This is a genomic window from Pseudomonas sp. SWRI154 (genome assembly GCF_014268645.1).
Classification (GTDB): Bacteria; Pseudomonadota; Gammaproteobacteria; order Pseudomonadales; family Pseudomonadaceae; genus Aquipseudomonas; species Aquipseudomonas marvdashtae.
Genome location: NZ_JABWQW010000014.1, coordinates 75,963 through 94,504 on the forward strand (window position 1 = coordinate 75,963; position 18,542 = coordinate 94,504).

The window sequence follows — 18,542 nt, forward strand, 5'->3', positions numbered from 1 at the left end:
GGGAACCGTAGGACAAGTTCCCACAAAAACTGAAAGGTCAATACGCGCAAAAAATACTATTTTGGAGCAAGCTCACGCAGGTGGCGTGCTACCGCAATCCATGCACCGATATAACCCAACAGCACCGCGCCAAGCAAGAGCGACAGACCGTCGGCGACTGGCACACCGGCCAGTGCGAAATCACTGCCGTACAAACCGGCCAGTCCCACAACCGCATCGTTCAACCAATCCAGGCCGAACGCCAACACACCCCAGGACAGAATGCCGGCACCGAAGCCATACAGCGCCCCCATATAAAGAAAGGGCCTGCGTACATAACTGTCCGTACCGCCGACGAGTTTAATCACTTCTATCTCGGTGCGGCGGTTTTCAATATGAAGACGAATGGTATTACCTATCACCAAAAGTAATGCAGACACCAGAAGCACCGTCAGGCCGAAGACAAACCGGTCGCCGAGCTTGAGTATCGCCGCCAGACGCTCGACCCAGACTAGATCAAGTTGCGCCTGCTGTACCTTCGGCAACTCGGAAAGTCTTTGTCTTAATGCTTCAAGAGTGGGCTTGTCGACCTCGTTCGGCGTCACCAGCACCACACCCGGCAGAGGGTTTTCCGGCAGTTCCTTGAGGGCTTCGCCCAGGCCGGACTGTTGCTGGAACTCTTCAAGCGCCTGCTCGCGCCCCACGTATTCGGCATCGGCTACGCCCGGCATGCCTTTGATCTGCTCGCGCAGCGCCTGGCCTTCGCCCGATGTCGCGTCCAGTTGCAAATAAAGGGAAATCTGCGCCGCACGCTGCCAGGAACCGCCTAGGCGCTCGACGTTATTCAGCAGAAGTGACAGGCCCATCGGCAAGCTCAATGCCACCGCCATGACCATGCACGTAAAAAAGCTGCCGATGGGCTGCTTGCCCAGGCGCCGCAAGCTGTCGAGCAGGCTGGCGCGATGGCTTTCTACCCAGGCGCGCAACAGCGTGGCGAAATCCGGGCCGTCGTCATCGTCGCGCTTTTTCTTCGGCGGCTGCGGATCGGTGCCCTTGGGGGCCACGCGTTCGGCCACTTTAGGGCTGCGAGTCGCACTCATACGCCGGCCTCCCCATCACCGATCAATCGACCGCGCTGCAAAGTGAGCATGCGGTGACGCATACGTGCGATCAATGCCAAGTCGTGACTGGCGATCAGCACACTGGTACCTAAGCGGTTGATGTCTTCGAATACGCCCATGATTTCCGCCGCCAATCGCGGGTCGAGGTTACCGGTGGGTTCATCCGCCAACAGCAAGGCCGGGCGGTGGACAATGGCGCGAGCGATGCCGACGCGTTGTTGCTGGCCGGTGGACAGATCGCCAGGGTACAGGTCGGTCTTGTCCGACAGGGCCACGCGCTCCAGGGCCGAATCGACGCGCTTGACGATCTCGGCCTTGGACAGGCCAAGGATCTGCAGCGGCAACGCCACGTTGTTGAACACCGTGCGATCGAACAACAACTGGTGGTTCTGGAACACTACGCCGATCTGACGCCGCAGATAGGGGATCTGCGCGTTGCTGATGGTGCTCAGGTCCTGCCCGGCCAGTAACAGTTTTCCAGTGGAAGGCCGCTCCATCGCCAGCAGCAAACGTAGCAAGGTACTTTTACCGGCGCCGGAATGGCCGGTGACAAATAGAAACTCGCCCCGACGGACCCGAAAGCTCAGCTCATGCAAGCCGACGTGACCGTTCGGATAGCGCTTACCGACCTGTTCGAAACGAATCATGAATGCTCCCGCTCGGCAAACAACGCCTGGACAAAGGGCTCGGCTTCAAAGGTGCGCAAGTCATCGATGCCCTCGCCCACGCCAATGTATCGAATAGGCAGGCCAAACTGCTTGGCCAGCGCAAAGATCACCCCGCCCTTGGCGGTGCCGTCGAGCTTGGTCAGGGCCAGTCCCGTCAGCTCGACGGTCTGGTTGAACTGCTTGGCCTGGTTGATGGCGTTCTGGCCAGTACCGGCGTCCAGCACCAGCAGGACTTCGTGAGGCGCGTCGGCGTCGAGCTTGCCGATCACCCGGCGGACCTTCTTAAGTTCTTCCATCAAATTATCTTTGGTGTGCAAGCGACCGGCCGTGTCGGCAATCAGCACGTCGATGCCACGGGCCTTGGCAGCCTGCACGGCGTCGAAGATCACCGAAGCGGAATCCGCGCCGGTGTGCTGGGCGATCACCGGGATCTTGTTGCGCTCGCCCCATACTTGCAGCTGTTCGACCGCCGCGGCGCGGAAGGTGTCGCCAGCGGCGAGCATGACTTTCTTGCCTTCGAGCTGCAGCTTCTTCGCCAACTTGCCGATGGTGGTGGTCTTGCCGGCGCCGTTGACGCCGACAACCAGGATCACGAACGGTTTGTTCTGGGAGGCAATCACCAGCGGTTTTTCCACCGGCTTGAGCAGGCTGGTGAGTTCGCCTTGCAGGGATTTGTACAGCGCATCAGCGTCAGTCAGCTGTTTACGCGCAACCTTCTGGGTCAGGCTCTGAATGATCACCGAGGTGGCTTCGACACCAACATCGGCGGTCAGCAGTCGGGTTTCGATGTCTTCCAGCAATTCGTCATCGATGACTTTTTTGCCCAGGAACAGACTGGCCATGCCTTCGCCAATGCTGGCGCTGGTCTTGGACAGGCCTTGCTTGAGACGGGCGAAAAAGCCGACTTTGTTTTCTTCGGCGGGGCGCGGGGACTCGTCTGGCGCGGGAACCTCGGCTGGGAAAGACTCTGGCTGAGGAACCGGTTGGACAGCGGCAGGCGCGATGTCGACAGCCGGCGCCTCGGCAATCAACGTCTCGACCGATTGCGTCGGGGCCGGAATCGGTGGAGTGACCTGCGCGGCCTGGGCATCCTCGACCAGCGCGACGGGTTCCTCCGCGACCGGCAAGGCCGGCCAGAGTGTCTGTCCGGCGGGCGGGGTCAACGGTTGCTCGACCACCGGTTCGGCTTCAGGCTCGGATTCAGGCTGGGTCGGTTGCAGCACCGGCTCGGCGATCGGCAGGACAATGGGCGCAGCCTCTTCAACCACCGACTCGTCGGCGGGCTCAGGTTGCGGCTGTTCGACAGCGGGTTCCTGCGGCTTCTTGCGCAGCCATCCGAACAGGCTTTTTTTCTCGCCAGCCTCAGCTGGGGTCTTCTTGTCGTCGTTGGAACCAAACATGGAGGACGGCTATCTCACGGTAGCGACGCGCCTTGAGGGCGCCTCGGTGATAAATATTCGATGCTGAACAGACTGTGTTTCATCCAGCTTGTTCACGCGCAACAGATTGTCGAAATGTCGCCAGGACACTTCAACCTCGATTTTTCGAAGGACTGGCAAGACATCATCGGCGAAAACGCGGGCATCCACGAACAAACCCAACGCTTTTGCACGGAACTCAAACAACCTTGGGCCGATAAAAGACCCGATAGGCGTGGCCGCCAGTAAAACGGACCGTTATCCTAGCACCTCCTCGCCTGCTGAGGCTAAGACCCGGCAGGCAGCCCAACAGGTTTAAACACGAATGAATGCTCTTGCCCGCTGCGCCGCAGGCCTGCTGCTCTGCACGGTTTGTCTGCCCTTCCCAGCCTTGGCTGCCGATCCCCAACCCACCCACGAATTTACCCTCGATAACGGCCTCAAGGTCGTGGTGCGTGAAGACCATCGCGCCCCGGTGGTGGTCTCCCAGGTCTGGTACAAGGTCGGATCCAGCTACGAAACGCCGGGCCAGACCGGTTTGTCCCATGCGCTGGAACACATGATGTTCAAGGGCAGCGACAAGATCGGCCCCGGCGAGGCATCGCTGATCCTGCGTGACCTCGGCGCGGAGGAAAACGCCTTCACCAGCGACGATTTCACTGCTTATTACCAAGTGCTGGCCCGGGATCGCCTGGCCGTGGCCTTCGAACTGGAAGCCGACCGCATGGCGAGCCTGCGCCTGCCGCCGGAGGAGTTCAGCCGCGAGATCGAAGTGATCAAGGAAGAGCGCCGCATGCGCACCGACGACAAGCCAATGTCCAAGGCCTATGAGCGCTTCAAGGCCATGGCTTATCCGGCCAGCGGCTACCACACGCCCACCATCGGCTGGATGGCCGACCTGGAGCGGATGAAGGTCGAGGAACTGCGCCACTGGTACCAATCCTGGTACGTCCCGAACAACGCCACCCTGGTGGTGGTCGGCGACGTGACGCCGGACGAGGTCAAGACCCTGGCCCAGCGCTACTTCGGCCCGATTGCCCGGCGCGCCGTGCCGTCGGCGAAAATCCCCCTGGAGCTCGCCGAGCCTGGCGAGCGCAAGATTACCCTGCATGTGCAGACCCAACTGCCGAGTGTCATGCTCGCCTTCAATGTGCCAAGCATCGCCACCGCCACGGACAAGGCTTCGGTCAACGCGCTGCGGCTGATCTCGGCCCTGTTGGACGGCGGCTACAGCGGACGGATTCCGGCACAGCTGGAGCGTGGCGAAGAGTTGGTCTCCGGCGGCTCGTCGAATTACGACGCCTTCACCCGTGGCGATACGCTGTTCACCTTGTCGGCAACGCCCAACACCCAAAAGAACAAGACCCTGGCCCAGGCCGAAGCCGGTTTGTGGCGCTTGCTCGAACAATTGAAAACCACCGCCCCGACTGCCGCGGAACTGGAGCGCGTGCGCGCCCAAGTCATCGCCGGCCTGGTGTACGAACGTGATTCGATCACCAGCCAGGCCACTGCCATCGGCCAGCTGGAAACAGTCGGTTTGTCCTGGAAGCTGATGGACACCGAACTCGCCGAACTGCAAAGCGTGACCCCGCAAGACATCCAGAAGGCAGCCCAGCGGTATTTCACCCGCTCGCGCCTGAGCGTCGCGCACGTCCTGCCCGAGGAGAAAGCTCATGAGTGAGCGCATTTTATCGCGCCGGGGGCCCCTGATCTCCCTGGCATTCATCGCGGTGGCTGGAGCGCTGGCGTTCTATTTGCTGCCGGCCACTGACGTCACCGCCAGCCAGGCCCTGGACAACGCCAAGTCCGGTAAAAAGCTGCAATCACTGGCCGAGCTGGACGGCAAGCCACCCAGCCGTCGCCAGCTCAACGTACAAACCTGGAAAACCGCTGACGGTGCCAAGGTGCTGTTCGTCGAGGCCCGCGAGTTGCCGATGTTCGACCTGCGCCTGACCTTCGCTGCCGGCAGCAGCCAGGACGGCGACGTTCCCGGGCTCGCGCAATTGACCAACGCCATGCTTAACGAAGGTGTGGCTGGCAAGGACGTCGGCACCATCGCCGAAGGGTTCGAAAGCCTTGGCGCGGATTTTGGCAACGGTGCCTTTCGAGACATGGCGGTGGCCTCGCTGCGCAGCCTCAGCGCGGCGGACAAGCGTGAGCCGGCGTTGAAACTGTTTGCCGAAGTGGTCGGCAAGCCGACTTTTCCCGCCGATTCCTTCGCGCGTATCAAGAACCAGATGCTCGCCGGCTTCGAGTACCAGAAGCAGAACCCCGGCAAACTGGCGGGCCTGGAATTGATGAAGCGCTTGTATGGCGATCATCCCTACGCCCATTCCAGCGACGGCACCGCGCAAAGCATTCCGCCGATCACCCTGGCCCAGGCCCAGGCTTTCCACGCCAAGGCCTACGCGGCTGGCAACGCCGTGATCGCGTTGGTGGGGGACCTGTCCCGTGCCGAGGCCGAAGCCATCGCCAACCAGGTGTCCGGCGCACTGCCCAAAGGCCCCGCGCTGGCGAAAACACCGCCACCGGTGGAGCCGAAAGCGAGCGTCCACCACATCGAGTTCCCATCCAAGCAGACCAACCTGATGCTCGCGCAACTGGGCATCGATCGGGACGATCCAGACTATGCAGCCGTGTCCCTGGGCAACCAGATCCTCGGTGGCGGTGGTTTCGGTACGCGGTTGATGACCGAAGTCCGTGAAAAACGCGGCCTGACCTATGGCGTCTATTCCGGCTTCACCGCCATGCAGGCCCGCGGCCCGTTCATGATCAATCTGCAAACCCGTGCGCAGATGAGCGAAGGCACGCTCAAGCTGGTGCAGGACGTATTCGCCGATTACCTCAAGAACGGCCCGACCCAAAAGGAACTCGACGATGCCAAGCGCGAGCTGGCCGGGAGCTTTCCGTTATCCACCGCCAGTAACGCCGACATCGTTGGCCAGCTCGGTGCCATGGGCTTCTACGATTTGCCGCTGAGCTACCTGGAAGATTTCATGCGCCAGTCGCAGGAGCTGACGGTCGAGCAAGTCAAGGCAGCACTGAACAAACACCTGAGCACGGACAAGATGGTCATCGTCACCGCTGGCCCGACCGTGCCGCAAGAGCCGTTGCCGGCCCCCACTGACAAACCTGCCGAGCAGCCGCTCGGGGTCCCGGAGCACTAATGGCCCGCCCATCCAATTCCAGCAAGAAACCCGTGCACAACGGAGTGAACCAGTTGCGCATCATCGGCGGCGAATGGCGCAGCCGACGCTTGAGCTTCCCGGATGCCCCAGGCTTGCGCCCGACCCCGGACCGGGTTCGTGAAACTTTGTTCAACTGGCTCGCGCCCTACGTAGCAGGTGCCAGGGTACTCGACCCATTCGCCGGTAGCGGCGCGCTGTTCCTTGAGGCGCTGTCCCGTGGCGCCGCCATGGGGCAGGCGCTGGATGCCAGCAGCCTGGCGGTCTCCAGCCTGAAAGAACACCTGGGCACCCTGCGTTGCACCGTCGGCCAAGTGCAGACGGCCGATGCGTTGCGCTATCTGGAAGGTCAACCGTCGACGCCCTTCGACCTCGTCTTCCTCGACCCGCCCTTCAATCAGAATCTGTTGCCTGCCGTGTGCGCCTTGCTTGAAGACCGACAATGGCTGGCGGACGATGCATGGGTCTACACCGAAAGCGAAACAGCGCCCTCGACACTCGGTATGCCGAGCAATTGGCGCCTGCATCGCGAGCAGAAATCCGGCCGGGTCTTCTACGCGCTCTGGCAACGCACCGCTGGAGCAGTCGCACCCGCGTGAACCGAAAAACGCTTGGAAGGTGCGGTACTTAGTTACCGCACGCCGCCATCCTGGAAACGCCACAGTGAGTGACACAATTTTGTGAACCACTGAGGACGATTTTACCCATGGACGTTTTTCGCAGCAGGATGCTGCTTTTCTTCTGGTTGGTACCGCTAGTGGCGGTAGCCGATTCTCCCCCCACCCACGAGTTCACCCTGGACAATGGCCTGAAAGTGGTCGTGCGCGAAGATCATCGTGCTCCTCTGGTCAGCTCGCAACTCTGGTTTAAAGTCGGTTCGGCCGACGAAGCGCCGAGCCGCTCGGGACTGTCTCACGCGCTGGAACATATGGTTTACAAAGGTAGCCACAAGAGTTGTGCGGGCGAGGCCATGAAAACCCTGGATACCCTGGGCGCCCAATACAATGCCTTTACCGGGGAAGATTTCACCGTACATCATCAAACCCTTGAGCCTCGTCACCTGGGTGTCGCGTTCGAACTGATGGCAGACCTCATGTCGACCGCTCACCTGCGCGCCGAAGACTGGTTGCCGGAAATTGCCGTCATCCAGGAGGAACGGCGCGAGAACCAGGACCACCCCGGAGAGCTGGCCCTGGAACGCTTTCTTAGCCTGGCCCATCTTTCAAGTGGCTACCGCACGCCCACCATCGGCTGGATGCACGACCTGCGGCGACTCGACATTGCTGACTTGCGCGACTGGTATCAAACCCGCTATGCGCCCGGCAATGCCGTGTTGGTCGTGGTTGGCGATGTCACGCTTGAGCAAGTCAAGCTGCTGGCACAAACTTACTTTGGGGCGGTAGCCGCCCGTCCTTTCACCGCGTCGCGGGCACCGCTGGAGCTGGACCGACCCGGCGAACGCAGGCTCATCCTCGACGTACCCGACTCCGCTACGCAATTTCTCATGGCATTCAATGTCCCGGTGCTGGTGACCGCTGAGCCTCCTCGGACCGTGTACGCCTTGCGCTTGCTCCAAATGCTACTGGCAGGCTCAAGCAGCGCCCGACTGCAATCGCAGCTTCAATTCAAGACTCCGCTGTTCTCCGCCCTATCCTCCCATTACAACTGGCTGGGACGTGGCGACGCTCTTCTGTTGATCGACGGCCGTATCTCCAATGCCTACACCGGCTCGCTCAATGACGCCGAGGCGCGCGTGTGGCAAGAACTTGACAAGCTACGAACCGATCCCCCCGCGCCTGATGAACTGGAACGTGCCCGCACGCAACTGATCGCACAAAACATTTACGGCCAGGACTCAATAGAGGGCCAGGCCCATTTCCTCGGCTCCTTGGTGAGCAACGGACTGCCCTGGCGATTGATGAACGACGAAATTGCCGAGCTGAAAAAAGTAACCCCGGATGACATCCGACAAGCCGCCGCGACCTATCTGACCCGTGATCGCCTGACCATAGCGCACATTCAAGGGGAGCAAACCCATGAATAAATCAGCTCAGGTTGGCTGTCTTGCGATGCTGGGCATCGCACTGTTGGGTTGCTGCGCGCAAGCCTTGGCCGATACCGTTTCGAATGGCTCCACTGTGCGCCTGCAATCGCTGCTTGAACCTGGCATCGTCGCAGCAAAGCCGCGCCCCCTGGCCGTCAAGGGCTGGAAGACAACAGCAGGCAGCAAGGTCTTGTTCGTCCGTACGACGGCATCGCCGATGTTCGATGTCCATGTCAGCTTCGAGGCGGGAAGCGCCCGGAGCACTATCCCCGGCCTCGCCGGCGTAACCTACAGCATGCTCAACGAAGGCGTGCCAGGCATGGAAAGCCATCAAGCGATCATCGACACCTTTCAGAGCCTGGGGGCAAGGCTCGGCATGGGGATAGATTCGCAACGCAGCGCATTTTCCTTGCGCAGTTTGAGCGAAACGGAAAAGCGCACCCCAGCCCTGCGGTTGTTTTCGCAAATATTGGGCAACCCATTGCTCAGTGATGAAGCATTGGCAAGGGTGAAAAACGAGGCGAAAGACATACTTCTGCGTGACCGACAGAACCCGACGGACATCGCGCACCAACACCTCAAGGAACAACTGGCCCCCAAGCACCCCTATGCCCAACCGATGTTCGGCACGAACGAGGCGCTGGACGCTCTGACACGCCAAGCGGTACAGGACTTCCATCGGCAAGCCTACTCGGCTGCGACGGCGCAGGTCACCTTGGTCGGCGACCTGACGCTCGAACAGGCCCAACTGATCAGCCAACAAATCAGCAGCGCCTTGCCCGGCACCAGCCAGGCCGACGGTCCCAACGCCCCCTCCTCGGTTGGCACGCCAACCAATAGCCATCTGGAACGGGCGCAGCAACAAACCCAACTTCTGCTCGCCCAGCCCAGCGTGCCGCGCAAGCATGCCGACTATCTTGCGCTGGATGCGGCGAACATGATTTTCAAGAACCGGTTAATGACGGAGCTGAGGGAAAAGCGCGGCCTGGTGTATGGCACCGAGATCCTGCACTGGGACTGGGCCGATGGCGCCCTGGCGATCATCTCACTTCGGACCAGTCCACACTTCAACCAAGGCACTCAGGCGTTGGTGCGTTCAATGTTCACCGACTATCTGCGCGGCGGGCCAACGCAACAGGAAGTTGACCAACTGAAAGGCCGGATGCGGAGTTCGATTGCTCATGACAGCGCCAACAATGCACAGATTCTCGATCAATTGGTCAGGATAAATCGAGATGACCTGCCGCTGGATCTGGACTACACCGTCCAACAGATGCAGACACTGGCCCCCAGGCAAATAAAGGACACACTGAACCGCCATTTCGAAGCCGACGCCTGGCACGTTGTGACGGTGGGCCCCACGGTCGAGCAGCAACCCTTGCCAGCGCCAGTGCCACCGTCGACCGATCCCCTTCCACAGAACAGATGTCGCGTCGCGCAGGCCTTTATGGCAATTTAGAGCTGCCGCGCCAAGCGCACCTCCACGCCTGGCGCCTATGCTTGAAATGACGAGATCCGACGTGCCTGTAGACTTCTCTATGTCCAGCCAAAGATTTACACCGGCCTTCGGCCTGGCTAATCCACACCTGCAGACGCTATGGGGGCCGCTTTGGCGCAAGACGGTCCACATCGAACGCGAGCGCGAACGGCTGTGGCTTGAAGACGGTGACTTCCTGGATCTCGACTGGCACGGCCCGCACAGTGCCGACGCACCATTGGTGTTAGTACTCCATGGGCTCACCGGCTCCTCCAACTCGCCCTATGTGGCCGGCCTGCAGCGAGCGCTCGGCGCTAAGGGCTGGGCCAGCGTCGCCTTGAACTGGCGCGGGTGCTCGGGAGAACCCAACCTGTTGCCCCGTAGCTATCATTCGGGCGTCAGCGAAGACCTGGCCGCCGCTATCGCTCACCTTCGGGCCCGGCGGCCGTTGGCACCGTTGTTCGCGGTGGGTTATTCACTCGGCGGCAACGTGTTGCTCAAGCATTTGGGGGAAACCGGCAACGACAGTCAGTTGCAGGGAGCAGTGGCGGTTTCAGTGCCGTTCCGTCTGGATCAATGCGCCGACCGCATCGGGCAAGGGTTTTCCAAGTTCTACCAAGCTCATTTCATGCGAGAAATGCTCGCCTACGTGCGCAACAAACAGCGTCAATTCCAACATGACGGGCGTCATGAAGGGCTTGCCGCCCTGGCCGCGCTGGGCTCGCTGGACAACATGCGCACGTTCTGGGATTTCGATGGCCGAGTGACCGCGCCGCTGCACGGGTACTCGGATGCGGCTGATTATTATCGTCGCGCCTCCAGCCGCTATTTCATCACCGGGATAAGAACCCCGACCCTGCTTATCCAGGCCGCCGACGATCCGTTCGTGTTCCCCCACAGCTTGCCCGAACCGGCGGAGCTGTCAGCCTCCACCCAACTCGAATTACATGCCCAGGGCGGACATGTCGGATTTGTCGACGGAACATTGCGGCGTCCGGACTACTATCTCGAACGACGCATACCTGAATGGCTGGCCAGCTTGGCCTCGCATGGCATTACTCGCCCTTCGCAACGCCCCGCTGCGGATCATTGATCCACTCGCTCCAGGACCCCGCATATAACTTGCCCAACGGATACCCAGCCAGGCACAGGGCAAACAGGTTGTGGCAGGCCGTCACGCCGGAGCCGCAATAGGCCACCAATTCGGTCGGTGAGCGATCGCCCAGCTTTGTAGCGAAGCGCTGCTTGAGCTGATCGACCGGGAGGAATCGTCCATCCGTGCCGAGGTTGTCGGTGAAGGCCGCGCATTGCGCACCTGGAATGTGCCCGGCGACCGGATCGATCGGCTCGACTTCGCCCTTGAAACGGGGCAGCGCCCGTGCATCCAGCAGCGTCATGTCCGACTGGCCGAGGCGCTGTTGCAATGTTTCGGCGTCGAACAGCAGATTCGCGTCCGCCGAACCGCTGAACGTCCCAGGCTGACGTGCAGGTGGATCGAGACTCAGCGGCAAGCCGGCCGAGTGCCAGGCCTTGAGACCACCATCCAGGATGTAGACACCGTCACGCTTGCCCAGCCACACCAGCAGCCACCAAGCCCGGGCGGCATAGGCGCCGGGACCATCGTCGTACAGCACGATGGCGCTGTCATTGCCGATGCCCCAGGCACGCAGGCGCGCTATCAAGGCTTCAGGATCGGGCAGCGGATGGCGCCCGGTCACACCCTTGATCACCGGCCCGCTCAGATCCCGCTCAAGGTCCGCGAACGACGCTCCGGCAATATGGCCTTCGGCGTAGCTGCGTTGGCCGTAGTCCGGATCCTCCAAGGCAAAACGACAATCGAGAATCACCAGCCCGGGATCTGTTCGCCTCTGTTCAAGGCCTTGGGGACTGATGAGTTGGGCGATGGGCATGATGAGCTCCTGTAACGGGTTCAGAGGGTCCGATCCTACTGCCCTTCCTCCAGGGTCTGGGCCAGGGGGACATAATATTCTTTGAACAATGCACTCACCGCTTCGCGGGCTTGATCGGTCACGAAACCCGCCTCCAGCACGAGCACTTGATACACGCCACGCTTGATGGCCTGTTCGCTCAGATGGCTGGAGTTTTCCCGGGTAGTGCAGAGGAACCGTACCCAGGAGGTCAGGATGATCCAGGCGTTGAGCGTCAGCGACTCGATCTGCACGCGGTCCATCTCCAGGATGCCAGCGGCAACAAAGCCCTCGTAGATAGCGGTGCCATGAATCAGGCAGCGCTGGGAAAACCGTCGGTAGCGCGCCGCAAGTTCGGGGTCACTGTCGAGCAGATGCTCCAGATCTCGATGCAGGAAGCGGTAGCGCCACATTGCCGATAGCAGTTCCTGCAGATAGAAACGCTTGTCGTCCACCGTGGCTAGCCGCCCCTGAGGCGGGCGCAGGAAGCTGTCCACCAGGTTTTCGTATTCACTGAACAGCACGGCGATAATCGCCTGCTTGTTGGGGAAATGGTAATAGAGATTCCCCGGGGACATGTCCATGTGGGCGGCGATGTGATTGGTGCTGATGCTGCGCTCGCCCTGCCGGTTGAACAACTCCAGGCTGTTCTGCACGATGCGCTCGCTGGTTTTTATTCGTGGGGCCATGGCTTGGGCTTTAATGAAAAAGTAATTGAAGGGCATCTTACGACCTATCGGACACAGGATAAAACCCAAGCCATTTTCCACCGCTCATTTGACTTTTTAGAGCATAAACTCTAGAAAGCAGCGACTATAACAATTATCCGGTGCCGCCATGCCTGCCGACGTAGCATATTTGCACGAGTCTCAACAGCACCTGGACGAACTCCAAGCACTCTTTGCCGCCCAGCGCCAAGCCTACACCGCTCACCCGATGCCACCGGCCGAACAACGCCTGCAATGGCTCAAGGCATTGCGTGAACTGTTGAGCAACGAACGGCAGGCGCTGATCGATGCCATCAGCGAGGATTTCAGCCACCGCAGCGCAGACGAAACGTTGCTGGCCGAGCTGATGCCGAGCCTGCATGGCATTCATTACGCCAGCCGACACCTCAAGGGTTGGATGAAGCCTTCCCGGCGCAAGGTCGGCCTCGCCTTCCAGCCGGCGTCGGCGAAAGTGGTCTATCAGCCGCTGGGCGTGGTCGGGGTCATCGTGCCGTGGAACTATCCACTTTTCCTGGCCATCGGTCCCTTGGTGGGGGCGTTGTCGGCGGGTAACCGGGTGATGCTCAAGCTCAGCGAATCGACCCCCGCCACTGGTTTGTTGCTCAAGCAATTGCTGGCGCGGATCTTTCCCCAGGATCTGGTGTGCGTCGTGCTTGGCGAGGCGGATGTCGGCGTCGCGTTCTCCAGGTTGCCGTTCGACCACCTGCTGTTCACTGGCGCCACCAGCATCGGCAAGCACGTGATGCGTGCCGCCGCTGAAAACCTGACCCCCGTGACCCTCGAGCTCGGCGGCAAATCTCCCGCCATCGTTTCAGACGACGTGCCACTCAAGGACGCCGCCGAGCGCATCGCCTTCGGCAAGACCCTCAATGCCGGGCAAACCTGTGTGGCGCCGGATTATGTGCTGGTCCCCCAGAATCGTGTCGGGGCGTTTGTCGAGGCATATCGCGAGGCCGTTCGCGGGTTCTATCCGACGCTGAGCGACAATCCGGACTACACCGCGATTATCAATGAACGACAACTGGCGCGACTCAACGGCTATATCAGCGATGCCACCAGCAAGGGCGCGCTGTTGATCGAGTTGTTCGACCAGGGCCAGGGCCGACGCATGGCCCACAGCCTTTTGCTCAACGTCACCGATGACATGACCGTCATGCAGGACGAAATCTTCGGGCCACTGCTACCCATCGTGCCTTACGAGCACCTCGACCAGGCATTTGCCTACATTAACCAGCGGCCACGTCCGCTGGCGCTCTACTACTTCGGCTACAACAAGGCCGAACAGAATCGCGTGCTCGAACACACCCATTCCGGCGGCGTATGCCTGAACGACACCCTGTTGCACGTGGCCCAGGACGACATGCCGTTTGGCGGCATTGGCGCCTCGGGGATGGGGCATTATCACGGCCACGAGGGATTTCTGACCTTCAGCAAGGCCAAGAGCGTGCTGACCAAACAACGATTCAACGCCGCGAAGCTGATTTATCCGCCCTATGGCAAGCCGCTGCAGAAGCTGATCCAAAAGCTGTTCATCCGCTAACGATGGTCTCCCGGGTAATAACAATAATGAACCCAAGCCTGACCGATACGCCCGCCCTGTCACGACGCGGCCTGCTGCAATTAAGCCTGGGCGCCAGCGCTTTTTTGGCAACCGTTGGTGTGGGCGCCAGCCTGAGCGGTTGCTCGTCCAGTCAGCCGGCCAATGGATTGTTGGCCCTGCGCGATAGCGACCTGCCATTTTTGCACGCCGTCATTCCAGTGATGCTGGACGCCGCCGTGGCGGCTGGAACAATCCCCGCCGCCGCTGGTGCCACGCTGCAAAGCCTGGATCGTGGACTGGCGCATCTGTCGCCGTCCATGCTCAAGCTCACGCGCCAGTTATTCGACGTACTCACGCTGGGAGTAACCCGCGGACCGCTGACTGGAGTCTGGGGCGCGTGGGAAAACGCCAGCGTCCATGACATCCAAGATTTTCTGTCGCGCTGGGAAAACAGCTCGCTGAGCCTGCTGCGCCAAGGTCACAGCTCGTTGCTGCAAATGGTCATGATGGCCTGGTACAGCCGGCCCGAGTCCTGGGCCCACTGCGGGTATCCGGGGCCGCCAGCGATCTGAAAGCCAGGCACGCCCCTCCTGAAAATGCCCCATCGCAACCCCATGCCAACAAGAGAGCCCGAGCATGCCCGTACTCGACCCGTTCCGCGAAGGCCTCGCCCGTGGCTGGACCACCTACAACGGCGCGCAATTGTCCGAGGACCTGACGCTGGAAGCGGACGTGGCAATTATCGGCAGCGGCGCCGGCGGTGGCACCACGGCGGAAATTCTCAGCGCCGCCGGCTTCAACGTTTTGCTGATCGAGGAAGGCCCGCTCAAGACCAGCCATGACTTCAAGCTGCTCGAAGACCAAGCCTATACCAGCCTGTACCAAGAAGGCCTTGGTCGCATGAGCAAGGACGGCGCCATTACCATTCTCCAAGGCCGGGCAGTGGGCGGCACGACGTTGATCAACTGGACTTCCAGCTTCCGCACGCCGGCGCAAACCCTCGACCACTGGGCGGCCGAGCACAACGTCAAGGGGCACGACCCGGCGCAGATGGCGCCCTGGTTCGAGCGGATGGAACAGCGCCTCGGCGTGGCGCCGTGGTTGATCCCACCCAATGCCAACAACGACGTGATCCGCAAAGGCTGTGAACGCCTGGGCTACAGTTGGCACGTCATCCCGCGCAATGTGCGCGGCTGCTGGAACCTGGGTTACTGCGGCATGGGCTGCCCGACCAACGCCAAGCAATCAATGCTTGTCACCACCATACCCGCCACGTTGGACAAGGGCGGCGCGCTGCTTTACCTGGCGCGGGTTGAGCGCCTCGTCATCAAGAACGATGCGGTCGCCGGCCTGGAGTGCCAAGCCATGGACGAGCGCTGCGTAGCGCCCACCGGGCGGCGCATCACCGTCAGGGCCAGGCATTACGTACTGGCCGGCGGTGGCATCAACAGCCCAGCCCTGCTGCTGCGCTCCGATGCGCCGGACCCGCATAAACGCCTTGGCAAGCGCACCTTCCTGCATCTGGTGAACATGTCCGCCGGGCAATTCGACGAAGTCATCAACCCGTTCTACGGCGCGCCGCAGTCAATTTATTCGGATCATTTCCAATGGCAGGACGGCGTCTCCGGCAAAATGTCCTACAAGCTCGAAGTCCCACCCCTGCACCCGGCCCTTGCCGCTACGCTGCTGGGCGGGTTCGGCGGCGAAAACGCCCTGCACATGGCGCAACTGCCTCATACCCATGCCATGCTGGCGCTGCTACGCGATGGCTTTCATCCGGACAGCACTGGCGGCAGCGTCGAATTGCGCAGCGACGGCACGCCGGTGCTCGACTACCACGTTTCGCCGTATGCCTGGGACGGCTTGCGCCGGGCATTCCACAGCATGGCCGAGATCCAGTTCGCCGGCGGAGCCCGGGCAGTCATGCCAATGCACAGTGATGCGCGGTATGTGAAAACCCTGGCCGAAGCTCGCATGCTGATCGACGAACTCGACCTTGCCTTGTACCGCACCCGCCTGGGCAGCGCCCATGTCATGGGCGGGTGCGCAATGGGCGAAGAGCCAAAGACCGCGGTGACCGACAGCCTCGGACGTCATCATCAACTGGACAATCTTTCGATCCACGACGGCTCGCTGTTTCCCACCAGCATCGGCGCCAATCCGCAGTTGTCGGTCTATGGATTGACCGCGCAACTGGCGACTGCCCTGGCCGAACGGTTGGAAAAAACATGAAAATATCGAATATTCGCAACGTCTATAGTGCGTTCTTACCCAACAGCCGACTTGGCCGACCGAGAAGGCTGCGATACCATCCGACTCCCCAACGGACTCCCGCCAGGACGACGCGATGAACCGAGTGTTGTACCCAGGTACCTTCGACCCTATTACCAAGGGCCATGGCGATCTGGTCGAACGCGCCTCGCGCCTGTTCGACCATGTAATCATTGCCGTCGCCGCCAGCCCGAAGAAAAACCCGCTGTTCCCGCTGGAACAACGTGTGGAGCTGGCGCGTGAGGTCACCAAGCATCTGCCCAACGTGGAAGTGGTTGGCTTTTCGACGCTGCTGGCGCATTTCGCCAAGGAAAAGAACGCGAACGTGTTCCTGCGGGGCCTGCGCGCGGTATCGGACTTCGAATATGAATTCCAACTGGCCAACATGAACCGACAATTGGCGCCGGACGTCGAGAGCCTGTTCCTGACGCCGTCGGAGCGTTATTCCTTCATCTCTTCGACCCTGGTGCGTGAAATCGCGGCCTTGGGCGGCGACATCACCAAGTTCGTGCACCCAGCCGTGGCCGATGCGCTGACCCTGCGCTTCAAGAAATAGCCCTCTCTGGTCGCGACTCACTTCGCGGCCAGACCGCCAAGCAGGCGCAGCCCATCGCCCCTGCGTGCACTGCGCTCTTGATTGCGGCACAATTGCGCCTATTCGTTTTCAACTGCCCGGGCCCAACGCCCCGGCCGGAGTCTGCATGTCCCTGATCATCACCGACGACTGCATCAATTGCGACGTCTGCGAACCCGAGTGCCCGAACGAAGCCATTTCCCAAGGCGAGGAAATCTACGTCATCGACCCGAACCTGTGCACTCAGTGCGTCGGCCATTACGACGAACCCCAGTGCCAGCAAGTCTGTCCGGTGGACTGCATCCCGCTAGACGAGGCTCATCCGGAGACGGAAGAACAGCTGATGGAGAAATACCGCAAGATTACCGGCAAGGCTTGAGTTTTCGGACGAGCCTACAGGGCTCACTCCTGCCGCTCAAACCCTTCTCCAATACACCCCAGGCAGCGTACGAAGGTGGCTTTCGCCGGGTCAACCACCAACGCCTTCCCCGCGTCGCCAACTCCGCCACCCAACGCGGTGAACGGCAACGATACGACGAACGCCCCGGCACCGATCACGGTGGCCGCGAGTAGCAACGGACGGGCAATCAGCAAGTCGCCGATCATGGCGAAGGCAGGCGGATTCTGGATGGTATAGCGCGGGTCACCGCTCTCAGTGTTTGCCAGGACAGGCATACCGACACTCAGCGAGAGTGCCAGAACTAAAGGTCGAAGCAGATTCATGGGGGCGATCCTTCGGCTAGACAGTATGACTACTGACTATAGACCGTAGGACGAATCAGCTCTGGCAGCGTGGACACCAGACGCTCGCACGCTGGCCCAGGCGGATCTCCCGCAGCCCCGTGCCGCAAACCTTGCATGACTGCCCGCCCCGCCCGTACACGAACAATTCCTGCTGGAAATAACCGGGCTGGCCATCGCCGCCAATGAAGTCCCGCAGCGTGGTCCCGCCACGCTCGATGGCATGGGCGAGGATGCGTTTGATCTCGATCGCCAGCTTCAGGTAACGCGCCCGAGAGATGCTGCCCGCCTCGCGACGCGGATCGATCCCGGCGGCAAACAGCGCTTCTGTCGCATAGATGTTGCCGACGCCAACCACCACCGCGTTGTCCATGATGAACGGCTTGACCGCCATCGAACGCCCGCGCGAAAGCTGGAAAAGTCGCTCCCCATCAAACAGGTCGGTCAGCGGTTCCGGCCCCAGGCGAATCAGGAGTTCGTGGTTGAGCGGGTCGAGACTCCAGAGCATCGCCCCAAAGCGCCGAGGATCGGTATAGCGCAAGGCCAGGCCGGACTCCAACTCTATGTCGACATGCTCATGTTTGGCGGCGGGCATGCCGATTTCAACCAGCCTAAGGTTGCCGGACATGCCGAGGTGACTGATCAGCGTGCCAACCTCGGCATTGATCAACAGGTACTTCGCGCGCCGCTCCACCTGAACGATGCGCTGCCCCGAGAGCCGCACGTCGAGATCTTCCGGAATAGGCCAGCGCAAGCGGCCATCGCGCACCAGCACGCGGCTGACCCGCTGCCCTTCAAGGTGCGGCGCAATTCCGCGACGAGTGGTTTCGACTTCCGGCAGTTCTGGCATGGGGTTCTCGAGTCAGGC

At 61.1% G+C, this 18,542-nt stretch carries 18 protein-coding genes; 11 read left to right on the forward strand and 7 right to left on the reverse strand.

The window, feature by feature from the left end:
• Positions 1 to 56 precede the first annotated feature (56 nt).
• From ftsX to ftsY, 3 genes are read right to left on the reverse strand one after another with little or no spacing between them, the layout of a single operon-like run.
• The gene (gene ftsX / locus HU806_RS14710) at positions 57 to 1,079 is read right to left on the reverse strand and encodes a permease-like cell division protein FtsX (protein ID WP_186612077.1); all 1,023 of its coding nucleotides are present in this window, start codon (positions 1,077 to 1,079) and stop codon (positions 57 to 59) included.
• Entirely contained in the window at positions 1,076 to 1,747 is a 672-nt protein-coding gene (gene ftsE / locus HU806_RS14715; protein WP_025215982.1) for a cell division ATP-binding protein FtsE, read from the reverse strand. Before ftsE ends, ftsX begins: the two co-directional genes overlap by 4 nt.
• On the reverse strand, positions 1,744 to 3,168 hold the full coding sequence (gene ftsY / locus HU806_RS14720; RefSeq protein WP_186612078.1) for a signal recognition particle-docking protein FtsY: 1,425 nt from the start codon (positions 3,166 to 3,168) through the stop codon (positions 1,744 to 1,746). The genes ftsE and ftsY overlap by 4 nt, the downstream gene beginning before the upstream one ends.
• Positions 3,169 to 3,511: 343 nt before the next feature.
• Between ftsY and HU806_RS14725 the strand changes: the two genes are divergently transcribed.
• The 6 genes from HU806_RS14725 to HU806_RS14750 all read left to right on the forward strand — a co-directional run bounded on the left by HU806_RS14725 (position 3,512) and on the right by HU806_RS14750 (position 10,985).
• Positions 3,512 to 4,867 carry a M16 family metallopeptidase gene (locus HU806_RS14725; protein WP_186612079.1) on the forward strand — a complete coding sequence of 452 codons (1,356 nt, stop codon included), beginning with the start codon at positions 3,512 to 3,514 and terminating at the stop codon, positions 4,865 to 4,867.
• Positions 4,860 to 6,353, forward strand: coding sequence for a M16 family metallopeptidase (locus tag HU806_RS14730; RefSeq protein ID WP_186612080.1), 1,494 nt, complete (start codon positions 4,860 to 4,862; stop codon positions 6,351 to 6,353). The genes HU806_RS14725 and HU806_RS14730 overlap by 8 nt, the downstream gene beginning before the upstream one ends.
• A complete protein-coding gene (rsmD, locus tag HU806_RS14735; protein WP_186612081.1) occupies positions 6,353 to 6,970 on the forward strand; it encodes a 16S rRNA (guanine(966)-N(2))-methyltransferase RsmD in 618 nt (205 codons plus the stop codon). Before HU806_RS14730 ends, rsmD begins: the two co-directional genes overlap by 1 nt.
• Before the next feature lie 107 nt (positions 6,971 to 7,077).
• The gene (locus tag HU806_RS14740) at positions 7,078 to 8,415 is read left to right on the forward strand and encodes a M16 family metallopeptidase (RefSeq protein ID WP_186612082.1); all 1,338 of its coding nucleotides are present in this window, start codon (positions 7,078 to 7,080) and stop codon (positions 8,413 to 8,415) included.
• Positions 8,408 to 9,874 carry a M16 family metallopeptidase gene (locus HU806_RS14745; RefSeq protein ID WP_186612083.1) on the forward strand — a complete coding sequence of 489 codons (1,467 nt, stop codon included), beginning with the start codon at positions 8,408 to 8,410 and terminating at the stop codon, positions 9,872 to 9,874. The genes HU806_RS14740 and HU806_RS14745 overlap by 8 nt, the downstream gene beginning before the upstream one ends.
• A 79-nt stretch (positions 9,875 to 9,953) precedes the next feature.
• On the forward strand, positions 9,954 to 10,985 hold the full coding sequence (locus HU806_RS14750) for a hydrolase (protein WP_186612084.1): 1,032 nt from the start codon (positions 9,954 to 9,956) through the stop codon (positions 10,983 to 10,985).
• Here the strand turns inward: HU806_RS14750 and HU806_RS14755 are convergent.
• A complete protein-coding gene (locus tag HU806_RS14755) occupies positions 10,948 to 11,802 on the reverse strand; it encodes a sulfurtransferase (protein WP_186612085.1) in 855 nt (284 codons plus the stop codon). The genes HU806_RS14750 and HU806_RS14755 overlap by 38 nt on opposite strands.
• A 35-nt stretch (positions 11,803 to 11,837) precedes the next feature.
• Positions 11,838 to 12,509, reverse strand: a complete 672-nt coding sequence (locus HU806_RS14760) for a TetR/AcrR family transcriptional regulator (protein ID WP_186612136.1) — start codon at positions 12,507 to 12,509, stop codon at positions 11,838 to 11,840.
• Between the two features lie 148 nt (positions 12,510 to 12,657).
• Between HU806_RS14760 and HU806_RS14765 the strand changes: the two genes are divergently transcribed.
• The 5 genes from HU806_RS14765 (at position 12,658) to HU806_RS14785 (ending at position 17,312) form a co-directional block, all read left to right on the forward strand.
• Positions 12,658 to 14,088: a coniferyl aldehyde dehydrogenase gene (locus tag HU806_RS14765; protein ID WP_186612086.1), complete on the forward strand. Its 1,431-nt coding sequence runs from the start codon at positions 12,658 to 12,660 to the stop codon at positions 14,086 to 14,088.
• Between the two features lie 26 nt (positions 14,089 to 14,114).
• Complete coding sequence (locus tag HU806_RS14770; RefSeq protein WP_186612087.1) at positions 14,115 to 14,660, forward strand: twin-arginine translocation pathway signal protein; 546 nt, start codon at positions 14,115 to 14,117, stop codon at positions 14,658 to 14,660.
• 64 nt (positions 14,661 to 14,724) lie between these two features.
• Entirely contained in the window at positions 14,725 to 16,320 is a 1,596-nt protein-coding gene (locus HU806_RS14775) for a GMC family oxidoreductase (protein ID WP_186612088.1), read from the forward strand.
• A gap of 115 nt (positions 16,321 to 16,435) precedes the next feature.
• Positions 16,436 to 16,915: a pantetheine-phosphate adenylyltransferase gene (gene coaD, locus HU806_RS14780; RefSeq protein WP_007897855.1), complete on the forward strand. Its 480-nt coding sequence runs from the start codon at positions 16,436 to 16,438 to the stop codon at positions 16,913 to 16,915.
• Positions 16,916 to 17,060: 145 nt separating this feature from the next.
• Positions 17,061 to 17,312: a YfhL family 4Fe-4S dicluster ferredoxin gene (locus HU806_RS14785; protein WP_186612089.1), complete on the forward strand. Its 252-nt coding sequence runs from the start codon at positions 17,061 to 17,063 to the stop codon at positions 17,310 to 17,312.
• A gap of 23 nt (positions 17,313 to 17,335) precedes the next feature.
• Here HU806_RS14785 and HU806_RS14790 read toward each other — a convergent pair whose 3' ends face one another.
• Together HU806_RS14790 and mutM are read right to left on the reverse strand one after the other, a co-directional pair.
• A complete protein-coding gene (locus tag HU806_RS14790) occupies positions 17,336 to 17,656 on the reverse strand; it encodes a multidrug transporter (protein WP_186612090.1) in 321 nt (106 codons plus the stop codon).
• A 55-nt stretch (positions 17,657 to 17,711) separates the two neighbouring features.
• Positions 17,712 to 18,524, reverse strand: coding sequence for a bifunctional DNA-formamidopyrimidine glycosylase/DNA-(apurinic or apyrimidinic site) lyase (gene mutM, locus HU806_RS14795; RefSeq protein ID WP_186612091.1), 813 nt, complete (start codon positions 18,522 to 18,524; stop codon positions 17,712 to 17,714).
• Positions 18,525 to 18,542: the final 18 nt, after the last annotated feature.

Excerpts from the sequence above, each read along its gene's own strand:
- ftsX (WP_186612077.1), bottom strand. The coding sequence starts at position 1,079 with ATGAGTGCGACTCGCAGCCCTAAAGTGGCCGAACGCGTGGCCCCCAAG.
- ftsE (WP_025215982.1), bottom strand. The coding sequence starts at position 1,747 with ATGATTCGTTTCGAACAGGTCGGTAAGCGCTATCCGAACGGTCACGTC.
- ftsY (WP_186612078.1), bottom strand. The coding sequence starts at position 3,168 with ATGTTTGGTTCCAACGACGACAAGAAGACCCCAGCTGAGGCTGGCGAG.
- HU806_RS14725 (WP_186612079.1), top strand. The coding sequence starts at position 3,512 with ATGAATGCTCTTGCCCGCTGCGCCGCAGGCCTGCTGCTCTGCACGGTT.
- HU806_RS14730 (WP_186612080.1), top strand. The coding sequence starts at position 4,860 with ATGAGTGAGCGCATTTTATCGCGCCGGGGGCCCCTGATCTCCCTGGCA.
- rsmD (WP_186612081.1), top strand. The coding sequence starts at position 6,353 with ATGGCCCGCCCATCCAATTCCAGCAAGAAACCCGTGCACAACGGAGTG.
- HU806_RS14740 (WP_186612082.1), top strand. The coding sequence starts at position 7,078 with ATGGACGTTTTTCGCAGCAGGATGCTGCTTTTCTTCTGGTTGGTACCG.
- HU806_RS14745 (WP_186612083.1), top strand. The coding sequence starts at position 8,408 with ATGAATAAATCAGCTCAGGTTGGCTGTCTTGCGATGCTGGGCATCGCA.
- HU806_RS14750 (WP_186612084.1), top strand. The coding sequence starts at position 9,954 with ATGTCCAGCCAAAGATTTACACCGGCCTTCGGCCTGGCTAATCCACAC.
- HU806_RS14755 (WP_186612085.1), bottom strand. The coding sequence starts at position 11,802 with ATGCCCATCGCCCAACTCATCAGTCCCCAAGGCCTTGAACAGAGGCGA.
- HU806_RS14760 (WP_186612136.1), bottom strand. The coding sequence starts at position 12,509 with ATGGCCCCACGAATAAAAACCAGCGAGCGCATCGTGCAGAACAGCCTG.
- HU806_RS14765 (WP_186612086.1), top strand. The coding sequence starts at position 12,658 with ATGCCTGCCGACGTAGCATATTTGCACGAGTCTCAACAGCACCTGGAC.
- HU806_RS14770 (WP_186612087.1), top strand. The coding sequence starts at position 14,115 with ATGAACCCAAGCCTGACCGATACGCCCGCCCTGTCACGACGCGGCCTG.
- HU806_RS14775 (WP_186612088.1), top strand. The coding sequence starts at position 14,725 with ATGCCCGTACTCGACCCGTTCCGCGAAGGCCTCGCCCGTGGCTGGACC.
- coaD (WP_007897855.1), top strand. The coding sequence starts at position 16,436 with ATGAACCGAGTGTTGTACCCAGGTACCTTCGACCCTATTACCAAGGGC.
- HU806_RS14785 (WP_186612089.1), top strand. The coding sequence starts at position 17,061 with ATGTCCCTGATCATCACCGACGACTGCATCAATTGCGACGTCTGCGAA.
- HU806_RS14790 (WP_186612090.1), bottom strand. The coding sequence starts at position 17,656 with ATGAATCTGCTTCGACCTTTAGTTCTGGCACTCTCGCTGAGTGTCGGT.
- mutM (WP_186612091.1), bottom strand. The coding sequence starts at position 18,524 with ATGCCAGAACTGCCGGAAGTCGAAACCACTCGTCGCGGAATTGCGCCG.